The following is a 15,551-nucleotide window of genomic DNA, read 5'->3' on the forward strand; positions in this document are numbered from 1 at the left end:
AAAAGTAAAACGCGGGGGAAATAATGGGAAAATTCACTAAAAACGCACCGCACTTAAAAGAGCCGTGGAATAATCGCCCTTTTGATGATTTACTTGTTCTTGTTGGCTCTCGTGCGTGGGAAGTATGGAACAAGGGAGCAGGTATAGAGTGGCAGAATATCGCCGATGGCTTGCAAATTGCACCATTTAAAACCGCAGGGGGAGAAATCCCCCGCTATGCGCAAAACCCCGTGATTTTGAGTGATAGTCAGTTAGATGAACTTGCTAATTTGCGTATTGCCACCAATGAACAACGTGCAATAAAGCTCATTCAATGTGGTGAGCTGAGCTTTCTCAAGAAAAAATCACCGCACTTTGCTTAAACCTTGCCACCACCACGAAAGCCGAAATCGTGGAGCTGGTTGACGGTGCTACCTTGACCTTGAACGAAAATTTAAGCGGTTATATTCAACGCCTGCGAGAACAAGGCGAAGAAGCAGAAACCGCTAAAATTATCGCACAAGCAAGCGAGAATGAAGCTATGACAGTGAAAGACAAATCTGCAACGAGCGAAAAATCTCGCGCGTTTAAGCAGTGGTTAGGATTGGATTTAGCTTTACAACGTGGCAGCCGTGAAATCTATGCTTATAACGGCACAATTTGGCAACAGTTAGACGATGAAACCTTGGAAGAAAAAGCCGTAGAATTTTTTGAGACAAATCAACTTTTATATAGTGATAAAACCATTGAAAGGCTAATCAACACGTTAAAAATACAGCTGCCGAAAATGATTGAGCCAAGCCCTGCACTCATCTATTTCAGAAATGGCACATTAAACCGCAGCACGTTGTTATTTGAGCCAATCAAGCGGGAAGATTTTGTTACTTCTCATTTGAATTGCGATTATAGCAGCCAGCCACAAAATACGCCGCACTTCGATCAGTGGTTGGAATTTGTCGCCAATGGTAACGACCAGAAGAAAACAAATATTCTGGCGGCGCTTTATGCCGTTTTAACCAACCGCTACGATTGGCAGTTATTTCTTGAAATCACCGGCGACGGCGGAAGTGGCAAATCTGTTTTTGCCAAGATTGCGACAATGTTGGCCGGCGAGGATAGCACCGTACCGGGAAGCCTAGAAGAAATAGATAGCCCGAAAGAACGCTTACTTTTCTTCAATCAAAGATTAATTATTTGTTCAGAACAGGCACGCTATGGCGGAAATGGAGCGGGGTTAAAGAGCATCACCGGCGGCGACACGGTAAAAATTGAACCGAAATATAAAAACGGGTTTAAAGCCGTTATTCAAGCAATTGTGATGATAGTCAATAACGAAGCCACTCGATTTACAGAACGTTGCGGGGGAATTGACCGCCGTCGCGTAATCTATCACTTCGATCGCGTTGTACCTGATGAAAAGCGAGATCCGCAATTACTGGCAAAGATTGAACAGGAAATTAGCGGCATTGTGTTTCAGCTTATGCAACGCTTTAAAGACCCGATAGACGCAAAGCGGGCTTTGCATAATCAGCAGACCAGCGCAGAAGCATTAGAAGTGAAATCGCAAACTGACCATATCACGGAATTTTGCGGGTATTTCCTGACAAGTGATAAGTGCGATGGGCTTTTTATTGGCAATGCAAGAATGTTTGGGAAAGAAAGAACGCATCTTTATCCTGCTTATCTTGCTTTCACGGGCGCAAGTGGCATAAAAGAGCTGAACCTAAATAATTTTGCCATTTCACTTAGGCAAGGCATCAAACAACAGCGCAATGAATTTGATTATAACAAACAAAAAACCAAAGCAGGGGTTAGAACGAACATTCACTTTAAAGACGTGGACGAGTTCATAAAAAACTTTTTAAAACAATGAGTTAAGGGCAGAAATGCCCTTTTTTTATTGCCTAAAAGGGTGATCACCGGGTGAATATGGGTGTTCACCCCTTAACCTATTGAAATATAAAAGGAAAACAGGAAAATAAGCGAGGTGAACACCCTTTTGCAAAAAAAATTTCTTTGATTAACTTTTCTTTTCGCACGCTTCCACATAATCGCCCCAAAGCTGCATTACTGGTTTACGCTGTTCAAGATAATCAGAACGATTATAAGCACGTCGAACTTGATCTTTAATGCCGTGAGATAGACAAGCCTCAATAACATCAGGCGAAATCATCGGCTCATACTCATTCAGATAAGTGCTACCAATTGAGCGCAATCCGTGGCCTGTCAGTTTGTCTTTATATCCCAAATCAACAAGCGCTTTATTCACAGTTTGGCTATTCATTGGCTTGTTTGGCACTCTCGCACTTTGGAAAACATACTGCGCATTGCCCGTAAATTCTTGCATTACATTCAGTACCTGCTGGGCTTGGGTGGAAAGTGGCACGATGTGCGGCTTTCTAGTTTTCATTTTTTCTGCGGGGATAGCCCACAACGATTTAGCCAAATCAATTTCAGTCCATTCTGCGCTACTGGCTTCAATTGGCCGCGTCATCGTTAAAAGCTGGAATTTGATTAAGCAGCGAGTAAATAGCGTCATCTTTGAATTTTGTAGCTTATAAAGCAGCTCTGGCAATTCTTCAGGGCGAATAGTGGGATTATGCTCATTCTTGCCAAAATTAAACACCGCATTAACATTAGCGCAAGGATTAAAAGGCAATAAGCCATAGTTCACGGCATAATTTAAAATCTCGTTTATCAAGCGAATAGTGCGCTTTAGTGTGTCGCCTTTGCCTTGTTGATTTAACGGTTCAAGGGATTTGATCACCACATTAGGCAGCACTTCAGCAACGGGCAAATGTCCGAGCAAAGGGAAAACAATAAGTTTCCAAACGCCGTCCAATTCTTCTTCAAGGTGATAGGCTCAATTTCTAATGCTTTTTCTCTTTCCAACTTTTCAGCTACGGACAAAAAACTGTTCTCTATTTGCTCATTGATAGCCTGTTCTTCTTCCTTGGCTTTCTCTTGCGGATCGATACCTTGAGCAAGTAGCGCACGAAATTCTTCACGCTTAGCACGAGCCTGGGCTAGGGTAATGCTTGGGTATGCGCCTATGCTGAATTTTGTTCGTTTTTGCTAAAGGGGCGGTGATAATTAAATTGCCAAGTTTTCGATCCAGTAGTAGAGATAAGTAAAAATAGCCCATTGCCATCGGTTAAAGTGTAGGGGGTGTCTTGTGGCTTTGCCCGCTCAATTTCTGTATTAGTTAAAGGCTTGATAATACGCGCCATATCTAGGATCTCCGTAATTTTAGTAACTATGAAAGAGCGATTAGTAACTATATTCCGCTCGTGGTTACTATTATAGTTACTAAAAACTGCGGTTTAAGTCAATTAGCTACTATTAGTTGCGATAGGTAAAATAAGCTAAACCCTTGAAATTTCAGACATTAAAAAAGCCTTTCGCGTGGTTACGAAAGGCAGTTAAGTGTTTTGGTGCTCTGAGCGAGACTTGAACTCGCACGTCCTGCGGACACTACCCCCTCAAGATAGCGTGTCTACCAATTCCACCATCAGAGCAAAATTCGGTTTAAATTATTGTGGAATATCTGAATTTTGTTTTTTTTCCACTTTTGGTTGCTGTTCTTGAATTTTTTTCGGCAACTTGTGAAAGATTATCAAATTTGCCTTGTTTAACTTCACCGTGGTGAGAATTAATATTCGCGATAGCAAGGCTAGTAATAAAGAAGATAATTGCTAAGATTGCCGTTGTGCGAGATAAAAAGTTACCCGCACCACTTGAACCAAATACTGTACCTGATGCACCGCCACCAAATGAAGCACCTGCATTCGCCCCTTTACCTTGTTGGATTAGAATAAAACCAATAAGGGCAACAGATACAACTAAGTAGATAATTAACAGTGCTTGATACATTATTTCTTCTCTTATTATTGGATACCAAAAATTAACGGGCGAATATTAGCGAATATTAAAACGCTGCGCAAGGAATTTTCTAAAAAAAATCATTGATTGTTTTAATTATAAGCAATTTAGCGTTCAACAAAATTTACGATTTTCTCACCGCACTTTTCTTTCTCGGTACTTTTGCTTTTTGAGTTGTTGCCTGCTGCCGTGATAATGCACTCAGCTGTCGCAGCGCATCAAAATTGGTATAACTGAGCATTGCAGGCAGGGATTGCACCAATTCGTGCATAAATTGATGATAACTCAGCGCTTTTTGGCTAATACTGTTGAGCTGTGCTTCCCAGTGGGCGGTCATATCTGGTAGCGTGGCGATGTCAGGCAAGGCTTGAATTAAAATTCGTCCTGTTTCAGTGCTATGAATATGACGCCCTTTTTTATAAACAAAACCACGCTTAAATAGCAGTTCAATAATGCTGGCGCGCGTGGCTTCTGTGCCTAAACCATCGGTTTCGCGTAGGATTTTTTTCAACGCTTTATCTTGTACGAAACGCGCGATCCCAGTCATTGCGGAAAGCAGCGTTGCATCTGAAAACGGTTTTGGCGGTTGCGTTTTTTTACTCATAATTTCGCCTTTTTCACAGAATAATTCTTGTCCTTTTTTTACTTCAGGCAGCAAGGGTTCAGCGTTATTTTGTTCATCATTTTCTTTGCCCCAAAGTTCTTTCCAGCCAGCCACTTGTAAATTGCTCGCTGCTGCGGCAAATTTTCCCCCTGAAATATTTAAGGTTATTTTACAGCGGCGGTATTCCGCATCTGCGCAGAATTGGGCGAGATATTGGCGCGCGATAAGCTGATAAATATTGCGTTCCATTTGCGTCAGATTGACAGGCCGATTTTTTGCCGTTGGAATAATTGCGTGGTGTGCTTCCACCTTTTTATCATTCCAGCAACGGTTTCGCTGTTCAGGATTGATAATAGTCGGTAACGACTGATAATCAGGCGCGTGAATGGAAATGGCATTCATCACCTTATGGCGTTCAGCGAAATGTTCTTCAGGCAAATAACGGCAATCGGAACGCGGATAAGTAATCAAGCGGTGCGTTTCATATAAGCGCTGGCAAGTATCCAGCACTTCTTGTGCTGAAAGCCCATAGCGTTTTGCCGCATCAATTTGCAAGGCGGAAAGGGAATAAGGCAAGGGCGCAGTTTCTTTTTCGCGTTTGTCTTGATAATCCGTTATCGTTGCAGGCTGGCCAGTAATACGCTTCACCACATTTTCCGCTAAGGCGCGGGAAAGCACACGGCCGTCTTCATCTTGATAATCCTCGCACGCTTTACTTGGCTGCCAAAGTGCGGTGAATTTTTGCGGAATTTCTTCCTTAGTTTGTACAAAAGCCTGCACTTCAAAATAATCTTTCGGTTGGAAGTTTTCAATTTCTAAATCACGGCGAACGATTAAGCCCAGCACAGGCGTTTGCACTCGTCCTACCGAAAGCACGCCACGATAGCCCACATTCTGTCCACGCTTAGTGTAAGAACGCGTCATATTGATGCCATATAGCCAATCCGCTCTGGCGCGCGCAAGCGCAGAGGTGGCAAGAGGGATAAAGTTTTGATTCGATTGTAATTTTTTTACCGCTTTTTGCACCGCACTTGGGTTTAAATCGCTAATTAAGCAGCGTTGAATTTGTGCTTTTTTCTCAGCCGAAAGATTGGCGTAGCTAAACACTTCGTCCACCAATAATTGCCCTTCACGATCTGGGTCGCCGGCATTGATAAGTTGATCGGCTTGATGAATCAGCTTTATTACCGTATCTAGCTGTTTTTTCACTGATTTTTTGGGGATAAGCAGCCATTTTTGTGGCACGATAGGTAAATCTTCCACGCGCCAAGTTTTGAATTTGGGATCGTAAGCGTCAGGTTCGGCTTGTTCTAACAGATGACCAACGCACCAAGTAACACAATCATTTTCACCACAGCGAATAAAACCATCGCCGCGCTGATGAGGTTTGGGCAACACATCAGCAATGGCGCGGGCAAGACTAGGTTTCTCGGCTATAAATAATCGCATAGGGGACAACATCAATCATCTAAAACAAAGTTCGGCATTCTAACACAGATTTGATTATTCCCAATTTATTAATTTTTCGTTAGAATGTCGCCACTTATTAACATTGAGGATAAAAATTATGTTTGGAAAAGGTGGCTTAGGCAACTTAATGAAACAAGCTCAACAAATGCAAGATCGTATGCAAAAAATGCAAGAAGAAATTGCACAGTTGGAAGTAACAGGCGAATCAGGCGCAGGCTTGGTAAAAATTACCGTGAATGGTGCGCATAATTGTCGCCGTATTGAAATCGATCCTTCGCTAATGGAAGACGATAAAGAAATGCTCGAAGATCTTATCGCAGCAGCGTTCAATGATGCAGTTCGTCGTGCAGAAGAATTGCAAAAAGAAAAAATGGCATCCGTTACCGCTGGAATGTCATTACCGCCCGGCTTTAAAATGCCATTCTAAATTTTCCCTAATTTTGCACCGCACTTCGTTTCTTATTAAAAATTGCGGTGCGTTTTTTGTTTATTTTTAGGCAAAACAATGCAAACAAGCCCATTATTAGAAAATCTTATTGACGCATTACGCTGTTTACCTGGTGTCGGCCCGAAATCTGCACAACGAATGGCGTATCATTTATTGCAACGAGATCGCAGTGGTGGAATGGATCTGGCGCGTGCATTAACTGCCGCAATGTCGCAAATTGGCCACTGCGAACAGTGCCGAACCTTTACTGAAGAAGAAGTTTGCACCATTTGCAATAATCCACGCCGTCAAAACACAGGCTTGCTTTGTGTGGTAGAGCAGCCTTCCGACATTCAAGCCATTGAACAAACAGGGCAATTTTCAGGGCGTTATTTTGTGTTGATGGGGCATCTTTCCCCCTTAGATGGTATTGGGCCAAAAGAAATTGGGTTAGATTTACTCAATCGGCGCTTGCAAAATGAATCGTTCAGTGAAGTGATCCTAGCAACCAATCCAACCATAGAAGGCGAGGCCACGGCAAACTATATTGCAGAGCTTTGTATGCAACACAATATCAGAGTAACTCGCATTGCACACGGCATTCCTGTAGGCGGTGAGCTAGAAACTGTGGATAGCAACACCCTCGGGCATTCTTTCTCAGGGCGGAGAGAGATTCAGTATTAAATATTGGAAAATTCAATGCGGGTATAATAAAGAAAAGAATGGTGCGACTAGCTGGACTCGAACCAGTGACCCCCACCATGTCAAGGTGGTGCTCTAACCAACTGAGCTATAGTCGCACTGAAATTTGCGAGCTATCTTAGCGAGTTTTATTGCGTAAGACAAGCACGTTTTGCATATCAAATAATTAATTGACATAAATTTAATCAATGGCTTAGCGTTTTTTGCTGTTTTTTTCGTGTGGGCGATCTCGATCTCGTCTTGTTTTAGGCGTATAATAGCCCGCAATTTTTAGTTTGTATTTTGAAGAACAATGGAGTAAGTAATGTCTAGAAGACTAAGAAGAACCAAAATTGTATGTACTATGGGACCTTCTACAGACCGTGGTAATAATTTAGAAAAAATTATTGCGGCGGGCGCAAATGTAGTGAGAATGAACTTTTCTCACGGTACGCCTGAAGATCACATTGGGCGTGCGCAACGTGTGCGTGAAATTGCACAAAAATTAGGTAAAACCGTGGCAATTTTAGGGGATCTACAAGGGCCTAAAATCCGTGTTTCAACCTTTAAAGATGGCAAAATTTTCTTAAATGTTGGTGATAAATTTGTTTTAGACGCAGAATTACCAAAAGGTGAAGGTGATCAAGAGTCTGTAGGTTTAGATTATAAAACCTTACCGCAAGACGTTGTTCCAGGTGATATTTTATTATTAGATGATGGTCGTGTTCAGTTAAAAGTATTATCTACTGAAGGCGCGAAAGTATTCACTGAGGTGACAGTTGGCGGCCCTCTTTCAAATAACAAAGGGATTAACAAATTAGGTGGTGGTTTATCTGCAGATGCCTTAACTGAAAAAGATAAAGCTGACATTATCACTGCAGCGCGTATTGGTGTGGATTACTTAGCGGTGTCTTTCCCACGCTCAAGTGCAGATTTGAACTACGCGCGTCAATTAGCGGAAGAAGCAGGACTTAAAGCAAAAATTGTTGCGAAAGTAGAACGTGCGGAAACCGTAATGAGTGATGAAGCAATGGACGATATTATCCTAGCTTCTGACGTGATTATGGTGGCACGTGGTGATTTAGGGGTTGAGATTGGCGATCCTGAATTAGTGGGGGTGCAGAAAAAATTAATCCGCCGTTCACGTCAATTAAACCGTGTGGTGATCACCGCAACACAAATGATGGAATCGATGATCAGCAACCCAATGCCAACGCGTGCGGAAGTAATGGACGTAGCAAATGCGGTATTGGACGGTACAGATGCAGTAATGCTTTCAGCGGAAACTGCTGCGGGTCAATACCCAGCTGAAACAGTAGCTGCGATGGCGAAAGTATGTTTAGGCGCAGAAAAAATGCCTAGCGTAAATGTTTCACGCCACCGTGTTGATCGCACTTTTGAAACGATTGAAGAAGCGGTTGCGATGTCAGCAATGTTCGCGGCGAACCATATGAAAGGAGTGGCGGCAATTATTGCAATGACAAACAGCGGTCATACAGCGAAATTAATGTCGCGTATTAGCTCTGGCTTACCAATTTTCGCATTATCACGTCATCAAGAAACCTTGAATCTTTGTGCGTTATATCGTGGTGTTGTGCCAGTTCATTTCGATCAAGAAAGCCGTACAATCGAAGGCTTAAAAGCTGCGATTCAATTGTTGAAAGATAAAGGGTATTTGGTAACAGGTGATCTTGTATTATTAACTCAAGGTGATCTTTTAACTTCTGGCGGAACAAACACTTGCCGCACATTAGTGGTTGAATAATCTGATTTTTAACCAAAACTAGGTTTGAAAAAGAAAGTTACCCACAAAATGGGTAACTTTTTATTTGACGCCTATCAACTTAGTCGGAATAACATTTCCTTATTTTCCTACTGATTGTTATAATGACGAAGTTTAATTTGATCGGGAGAAAGCATAATGAGCGTATTTAGCAAAGACCAAGTATTAGACAGATTTCGTTTTCGTGCCGCAACACGTTATTACGATCCAAATAAAAAAGTGAGTCGTGAAGATTTTGATTATATTTTAGAGCTTGCACGTTTATCGCCAAGTTCTGTAGGCTCAGAGCCTTGGCACTTTGTGGTCATTCAAAATCCCGAATTGCGTGAAAAATTGAAACCAGTGAGTTGGGGAATGGCAACGCAACTTGATGATGCGAGTTATGTAGTGGCGCTTTTAGCAAAGAAAAATGCCCGTTACGATTCAGATTATTTTCATAATGCTTTGGTTAAGCGTGGATTAACCGCAGAACAAATGGAAAAAGCAAAAGAAAAATACCGCACTTTTCAGCAAAATGATATGAAAGTGCTAGAAAGTGAGCGTGCATTATTTGATTGGACAAGCAAGCAAGCCTACATTGCACTAGCAAATATGATGACTGGCGCGGCATTTATTGGTGTGGATAGCTGTCCGATTGAAGGCTTTAACTATGAAGCGGTAAATCAAATTTTAGCCGAGGCTGGTGCGTTTGATCCTGCGGAGTGGGGCGTTTCTGTGATGGTAACCTTTGGTTATCGTGCGAAAGAGATTAAAGCCAAATCAAGAAAACCGATGGAAGAATTAGTAACTTGGGTGGAATAGCAGATTTAATCTAAATAAAGAAACTCCTATATTTTATTCTAACGATCTATTTTTTAAAACCCACTGTCCCTGACCTTGATGAAATCGTTCCCTTACCCCCAGCCAAACTTCCACCTTGGGACGGTAAAATCGCTTTTCAACGTTGGTTTGAAGGCCCTTCACCGCAAAAACCAAGTGATGAGTTAATGCAGAAACTGGCTGAAAAGCCGGGTTAGATTGGCAGACTGGATTGCCGATGAAAAATAAGGGAAAACCACCGCACTTAAGAATGCCAAAAATAAAGTAGCGGTGGAAAATTAAGGCGGATTTATGGTTTTTGTTTAAACATCACTGTTCTATTTTTATCCTAATGTAGCGAGGTTAGACTAATGAAATCAATCAAAAAACTTGTATTATTCAGTCTTATTGCCAGCTTGTGTGCGTGTCACACAGTGGCCTCAACCAGTAAGGATAAGCCAATGCAAAAACCAACAGCATTTTAGATAATCTCACCTTTGAGTGTAAACACGAAGTGCGTCCATCTATTGATAAAGAAGTACATAGCCTCTATGACTATGCCCTTTATCATGATTTACACAATATGTGGCGGGGCAAGAAAGGTGATGAGGTCTGGCAAAATATGGCCGTGTATTACCGTATTGCTGCCTATAATGGTGATTATCAAGCCAATTTACGCCTACAGTGGCTGCTGGAAACCAAACGTGTGGTGGTGAAGAAACCACAAACAGAAAGTGTATCACTTAAATAAGAACTGGAAAAAACTTTACCTGCCACGGCGATGTATAAACTTTACTACCACCTTGATAGTAACTATGGGGTAAAAACTACCCCAGGGGGAAAGTTTGCTTATCTGCGTAAAGCAGCTGATATGGGAAGTCGAGATGCACAATACGAGATTGGGCAAATATTATTTAGGCTTCAAGATCCAGGCACTTTACGATTTCGATTAGATTTGAGGGAGCGGTTATTAGAATGTGCGTCTAATCAAGGTCAAGGAGATGCGGCAGAATGGTTAGGTATTTATTATAATTCTGATAAAAAATATAACAAGGCTATAGAATATTATCATACTGGGGTCAAGGCAGGTAATCAGCAATCAGCATTCAGATTGGCAGAGGGTTTTAGTGCGATAAGCTCTAAACAACCAGAGTATTTAGGTGTTCATGTAGACACTGAACGTTCAACGCGCTATGAAATGATCAGTAGTTATTTGTTTAAATATTACTTTTTAAAACCCACTGTCCCCGACCTTGAGGAGATCGTGCCCTTACCCCCAGCCAAACTTCCGCCTTGGGACGGAAAAATCGCTTTTCAACGTTGGTTTGAAGGCCCTTCACCACAAAAGCCAAGCGATGAGTTAATGCAAAAACTGGCTGAAAAAGCAGGGCTAGATTGGCAAACTGGATTGCCGATGAAAAAATAAGGGAAAAACCACCGCATGCGGTGGTTTTTTCTCAATTTTTAGTTTTTATTAAGCCAGTTCAGCACGCAATTTCTTCGTCACATCAACCATTACTTCTAATTGCTGTAAGGTTTCTGTCCAACCGCGGGTTTTTAAGCCACAGTCTGGGTTTACCCATAAACGCTCTTTTGGTACCACTTTCAAGGCTTTGCGTAGCAGATGTTCGATTTCCTCTGGTTTTGGTACGCGTGGGCTGTGAATGTCGTACACGCCTGGACCGATGTCGTTTGGATATTTGAAATCAGCGAATGCGTTTAACAATTCCATATCTGAACGTGAAGTTTCAATGGTGATCACGTCCGCATCCAGTGCCGCAATGGCTGGCAAGATGTCGTTAAATTCGGAATAACACATATGGGTGTGAATTTGTGTGTCATCTTGCACGCCCATTGAGCTTAAACGGAATGCTTCGCCTGCCCATTGTAGATACGCGTCCCAGTCTGCACGTTTAAGCGGTAAGCCTTCGCGGATTGCTGGTTCGTCAATTTGGATCACTTTAATGCCTGCTTTTTCTAAATCTAACACTTCGTCAGAAAGTGCCACGCCAATTTGTTTACACACGGTGGCGCGTGGAATATCGTTTCGCACGAACGACCATTGTAAAATCGTAACAGGGCCGGTGAGCATTCCTTTCATTACTTTGTTGGTTAGGCTTTGTGCATATTGCGACCAACGAACTGTCATCGGCACAGGGCGAACGACATCACCGTAAATAATTGGTGGCTTAACGCAACGTGAACCGTAGCTTTGCACCCAACCGAATTTGGTAAAGGCGAAGCCATCTAATAATTCACCGAAATATTCCACCATATCGTTACGTTCCGCTTCACCGTGTACTAACACGTCTAAATCCAAACGCTCTTGCTCACGCACCACCAATTCAATTTCTTTTTTCATCGCCGCTTCGTAATCTTCAAGGCTTAATGTGCCTTTCTTAAATTGCGCACGCGCTTGACGAATTTCGCTGGTTTGTGGGAATGAACCAATATTTGTGGTTGGCAATAATGGTAAATTTAGCCACGCATTTTGTTTTGCAATACGCTCAGCAAATGGCGATTTACGTTGATCTGCGCCTGCTGGCAAATTAGCTAAACGTTCAGCCACTTCAGGGCGATGAATTTCAGTGCTGTTGGCTCGCGCATCTGAGGCGGCTTGGCTAGCATCTAATTCTGCTTGCACTGCGGAACGGCCTTGCTCAAGTGCGGTCTTAATTACCGATAATTCTTGCACTTTTTGAAGCGTAAACGCCAGCCAGTTATAAAGTTCAGGTTTATTTTCTTTTAATTGCACTTCCACCGATAAATCATAAGGGCTATGCAATAAAGAGCAGCTTGGCGCAATCCATAAACGCTCGCCCAATTTCGCTTTTAACGGCTCAAGCACATCTAGCACTTGGTTGAGATTCGCACGCCATACGTTGCGTCCGTCAATCACACCAGCTGACAGCACTTTGTCATAATCGGCAAAGGCAGCCAGTTGCTCAGGCGCACGCACTAAATCAATGTGTAAGCCGTCCACAGATAAGGATTTCAATAAGTTCGCGTGTTCTGCTACCGAGCCAAAATAGGTCGCCAATAATAATTTTGCGTTTACTTTTTCGCTTAACTCAGCATAAACCGCTTGATACGCTGCAACCCACTCAGCAGGTAAATCTACCGCAAGGGCAGGCTCGTCAATTTGAATCCATTCCACACCTTCTGCGGCTAACGCATTAAGAATTTCCACATAAACAGGTACGAGTTTATTTAATAATTCAAAGCGATCAAAGGCTTCACCTTTTTCCTTACCTAAATGTAAGAACGTCAATGGGCCAACAATGGTCGGTTTCACATTTAAACCAAGGGCTTTTGCTTCACGAATTTGTTGCACATAATGGGCTGGGTTGGCTTTAAATTCGGTGCTTTTGTGGAATTCTGGCACTAAATAGTGATAGTTGGTATCAAACCATTTTGTCATTTCAATGGCGAATTGCTCTTTGTTACCACGCGCCAGTTGGAAATATTGATCAAGCGTTAATTGCTGGCTATCAAAACCAAAACGCGCAGGAATTGCCCCTGTTGCCACTTGCAGATCTAAAATATGATCATAAAAAGTGAAATCGGCCACTGCCACATAATCCGCATTGGCAGCTGCTTGGTGTTTCCAGTTAATCTCACGCAAGGCTTTGGCAATATCTAATAAATCTTGCTCTGCAATCTCGCCACGCCAATAACGCTCTTGGGCAAATTTAAGCTCACGTTTCGCACCAACACGCGGAAAACCTAAAAGATGAAATGTTGTCATAATCGAACTCCTGTCTTTATTATTAATCAAATAGACGTCTAAACGTCTTTCTTGCGTCTAATAATGCCGAAAGGCTCAGTATTATGCAACGTCATAATTTTCACGTTTTGTATGAATAAAATTAATATTCATATAATGGCAAAAAATTTACTCAAAAAGCACCGCACTTTAGCTAGCGTGCTTTGTTTATATAAATCATTGTGTTGTGCTACAATCTCGCTCATTTTAACCTTTTAGGATCATCAAAATGAAAAAAGCCCTATCACTTATTGTGTTATACAGTGTGCTATTACTTGGAAGCGAATTACTCTATCGCATTGTGTTTGCTGTTCCAGCTTTGCCTATGGGTAAATTAGCGGAGAATTATGCGTTTATTTTGGTATTTGTTGCATTGTTATATTTTGTTAAATCAAGGGTAGCGCAATGCTTGCTTCTTGCTTTCTTTGCAATGAGTTTTATTGGTAACAATATCCATTATGCTGCTTATCAAGGCTGGATCACGCCAATGAATTTATATTTGCTATTTAAAGAATGGCACGAAGTAATAGGGGCAACTAGCTCATTGGTTGGAAAGACATTATTTCCAGCATTATGGGGTTTGTTAGAAGTTATTTTTGTCAGCTCTATTTTATGTTTTCAACGTAAACGTTCTTGGATTGCTGATGGCGTATTTTTTCTCTTGATGATTTTCGGTATTGTTCGTGTGGCTTTAGATGAGAGTAGAAGCGTCATTTCCCCAAAACTTTCTTATAGCCGAATTAAAACGAATTATCTCAGCTTAAGTTCATTTGCCGGACATACCTTACCCTATAAGTTTTTGCACTTAAGTGTTGTGCCTGATTATCAAATGGCAGAGCCACAAGTTGCGAGCAAACCTAAAGTTCGCAATATTATTTTCTTACTTGGTGAGAGTGAAAGTGCTAAACACGTCAGTTATTTTGGTTATGATTTTGAAAATCGAAACACCACGCCATTTTTAACTCGGTTTGCTCAATCTGATGCTCAACCTATTGTCAAAGAAACCTATTCTGCGGGATTACTTACTGCAATTGCACTTCCTTCTTTATTCAATGCTATTGAATATCCAAATGGATTATCCCAAATTTCTAAAGGTACAACGAATTTATTTCGTTTAGCTAAACAGCAAGGCTACCAAACTTATTTTTATACTGCGCAATCTCAAGAGGATATGGATCTGCTTAATTTATTAGGTAAAACGTGGATTGATGAGCTGAAATATCCTACAAATCTTGGTTTTGGATTTAAACAACATATGCCCGATAGGGAATTATTACCCTTATTGAAAAAGATTAATTTACAGGACGGTAATCATTTCATTATTTTACATCAGCGTGGTTCGCATATGCCTTATGGCAAGATTTTAACGGCGGAACAAAAAGTATTTGGCGATAAAACGGCAAATGATGAATATGACAATACTATCTATGCCACAGATAAATTAATGGCAGAGATTATTCATTATTTGCAACAGCAACCTACGAAAGACTGGTTGTTTGTTTACACTTCTGATCACGGGCAATTTGTTACCCCTGAGCGTCATATTCAGGCAACAATGGACGAAGATAATTATCTTGTTCCAACGGTGTTATATACCCCTGACAGTGTGTTGCAACAACAATTACATCAAGATTTCTCACAATGTGATCGTTTATTTCATCAGCAGATTGCTACGTTATTGTTAAATAGCTTTGGTTATCAACAGCGAATTAGTTCTTGTGAACAAGGGTATGTCAATAATAATGATCTTTCAGGCGATCAGGGTTATTTACAAATAACGCCAAATGCAATCAAGTGGGTGAATCCTAGCAAATCTCTTAAATAAAGAAAATGAGGTAGAGTAAAGCGCTATCTCATTTTTGATCTTTCTTCTCTGTCAATTCTAACCTGTACAGTACTCCTATTTTTGTGTTTTGACAAAGCATATGCAGTTAAAAATAGGAGTGCCATTTCATAAAAAGATTTTATGTTGTTTAACGATGCATTTACTTCCTGATATTTTGTGTTAGGATAATAACTTATTTTTCTTTAAAAAAAGGTGTTTTGTAATGCAACGTTTTGATTCGAAATATTTTTCTTTGAGTTTTTTCGCGTTTTTTAGTGCGTGTTATTGTTATGGGCAGGAAAATGTTGAAAGCACACAGCAACTCGCGCCAATTTT

General features: G+C 41.3%; 15 protein-coding genes, 2 tRNA genes and 1 pseudogene. 10 read left to right on the forward strand and 8 right to left on the reverse strand.

Annotation, left to right across the window (positions count from 1 at the left end; genetic code table 11):
• The first annotated feature begins 23 nt into the window (after window positions 1–23).
• Both C3Z13_RS12110 and C3Z13_RS03010 read left to right on the forward strand, forming a co-directional pair.
• Window positions 24–362: a hypothetical protein gene (locus C3Z13_RS12110; RefSeq protein ID WP_245872518.1), complete on the forward strand. Its 339-nt coding sequence runs from the start codon at window positions 24–26 to the stop codon at window positions 360–362.
• 29 nt (window positions 363–391) lie between these two features.
• Complete coding sequence (locus tag C3Z13_RS03010) at window positions 392–1,852, forward strand: DNA primase family protein (RefSeq protein WP_245872519.1); 1,461 nt, start codon at window positions 392–394, stop codon at window positions 1,850–1,852.
• Window positions 1,853–1,999: 147 nt separating this feature from the next.
• Here C3Z13_RS03010 and C3Z13_RS11640 read toward each other — a convergent pair whose 3' ends face one another.
• From C3Z13_RS11640 to C3Z13_RS03035, 6 genes and pseudogenes are all read right to left on the reverse strand, one after another.
• Complete coding sequence (locus tag C3Z13_RS11640) at window positions 2,000–2,821, reverse strand: tyrosine-type recombinase/integrase (RefSeq protein WP_342750336.1); 822 nt, start codon at window positions 2,819–2,821, stop codon at window positions 2,000–2,002.
• Complete coding sequence (locus C3Z13_RS12845) at window positions 2,743–3,033, reverse strand: integrase arm-type DNA-binding domain-containing protein (protein ID WP_342750338.1); 291 nt, start codon at window positions 3,031–3,033, stop codon at window positions 2,743–2,745. Before C3Z13_RS12845 ends, C3Z13_RS11640 begins: the two co-directional genes overlap by 79 nt.
• Window positions 3,030–3,209, reverse strand: coding sequence for an integrase arm-type DNA-binding domain-containing protein (locus C3Z13_RS12850; RefSeq protein WP_342750337.1), 180 nt, complete (start codon window positions 3,207–3,209; stop codon window positions 3,030–3,032). Before C3Z13_RS12850 ends, C3Z13_RS12845 begins: the two co-directional genes overlap by 4 nt.
• A gap of 202 nt (window positions 3,210–3,411) precedes the next feature.
• A tRNA-Leu gene (locus tag C3Z13_RS03025) sits at window positions 3,412–3,497 on the reverse strand.
• A 15-nt stretch (window positions 3,498–3,512) separates the two neighbouring features.
• Window positions 3,513–3,852: pseudogene (secG, locus tag C3Z13_RS03030) on the reverse strand (preprotein translocase subunit SecG).
• Window positions 3,853–3,985: 133 nt separating this feature from the next.
• Complete coding sequence (locus tag C3Z13_RS03035; protein ID WP_103854960.1) at window positions 3,986–5,914, reverse strand: DNA topoisomerase III; 1,929 nt, start codon at window positions 5,912–5,914, stop codon at window positions 3,986–3,988.
• 118 nt (window positions 5,915–6,032) lie between these two features.
• On the opposite strand from C3Z13_RS03035, the gene C3Z13_RS03040 reads away from it, so the two are divergent.
• Both C3Z13_RS03040 and recR read left to right on the forward strand, forming a co-directional pair.
• Window positions 6,033–6,362: a YbaB/EbfC family nucleoid-associated protein gene (locus tag C3Z13_RS03040; protein WP_103853095.1), complete on the forward strand. Its 330-nt coding sequence runs from the start codon at window positions 6,033–6,035 to the stop codon at window positions 6,360–6,362.
• A gap of 78 nt (window positions 6,363–6,440) precedes the next feature.
• Window positions 6,441–7,046, forward strand: a complete 606-nt coding sequence (gene recR / locus C3Z13_RS03045; RefSeq protein WP_103854961.1) for a recombination mediator RecR — start codon at window positions 6,441–6,443, stop codon at window positions 7,044–7,046.
• A 39-nt stretch (window positions 7,047–7,085) separates the two neighbouring features.
• On the opposite strand, the gene C3Z13_RS03050 is transcribed toward recR, so the two are convergent.
• Window positions 7,086–7,162, reverse strand: a tRNA-Val gene (locus tag C3Z13_RS03050).
• 206 nt (window positions 7,163–7,368) lie between these two features.
• On the opposite strand from C3Z13_RS03050, the gene pyk reads away from it, so the two are divergent.
• The 5 genes from pyk to C3Z13_RS03070 all read left to right on the forward strand — a co-directional run bounded on the left by pyk (window position 7,369) and on the right by C3Z13_RS03070 (window position 11,050).
• A complete protein-coding gene (gene pyk, locus C3Z13_RS03055; protein WP_103853093.1) occupies window positions 7,369–8,808 on the forward strand; it encodes a pyruvate kinase in 1,440 nt (479 codons plus the stop codon).
• A 156-nt stretch (window positions 8,809–8,964) separates the two neighbouring features.
• Entirely contained in the window at window positions 8,965–9,627 is a 663-nt protein-coding gene (locus tag C3Z13_RS03060; protein ID WP_103853092.1) for an NAD(P)H-dependent oxidoreductase, read from the forward strand.
• An 83-nt stretch (window positions 9,628–9,710) separates the two neighbouring features.
• Entirely contained in the window at window positions 9,711–9,842 is a 132-nt protein-coding gene (locus C3Z13_RS11850; protein ID WP_245872520.1) for a DUF6396 domain-containing protein, read from the forward strand.
• Between the two features lie 296 nt (window positions 9,843–10,138).
• On the forward strand, window positions 10,139–10,375 hold the full coding sequence (locus C3Z13_RS03065) for a hypothetical protein (RefSeq protein WP_103854962.1): 237 nt from the start codon (window positions 10,139–10,141) through the stop codon (window positions 10,373–10,375).
• Window positions 10,376–10,405: 30 nt separating this feature from the next.
• Window positions 10,406–11,050 carry an SEL1-like repeat protein gene (locus tag C3Z13_RS03070; RefSeq protein WP_103854963.1) on the forward strand — a complete coding sequence of 215 codons (645 nt, stop codon included), beginning with the start codon at window positions 10,406–10,408 and terminating at the stop codon, window positions 11,048–11,050.
• A 48-nt stretch (window positions 11,051–11,098) separates the two neighbouring features.
• On the opposite strand, the gene metE is transcribed toward C3Z13_RS03070, so the two are convergent.
• Entirely contained in the window at window positions 11,099–13,372 is a 2,274-nt protein-coding gene (gene metE, locus C3Z13_RS03075) for a 5-methyltetrahydropteroyltriglutamate--homocysteine S-methyltransferase (RefSeq protein WP_103854964.1), read from the reverse strand.
• Window positions 13,373–13,619: 247 nt separating this feature from the next.
• On the opposite strand from metE, the gene C3Z13_RS03080 reads away from it, so the two are divergent.
• A complete protein-coding gene (locus C3Z13_RS03080; protein ID WP_103854965.1) occupies window positions 13,620–15,215 on the forward strand; it encodes a phosphoethanolamine transferase in 1,596 nt (531 codons plus the stop codon).
• Window positions 15,216–15,551 lie beyond the last annotated feature (336 nt).

The sequence above is a fragment of the Avibacterium endocarditidis genome, assembly GCF_002921145.1.
GTDB lineage: Bacteria > Pseudomonadota > Gammaproteobacteria > Enterobacterales > Pasteurellaceae > Avibacterium > Avibacterium endocarditidis.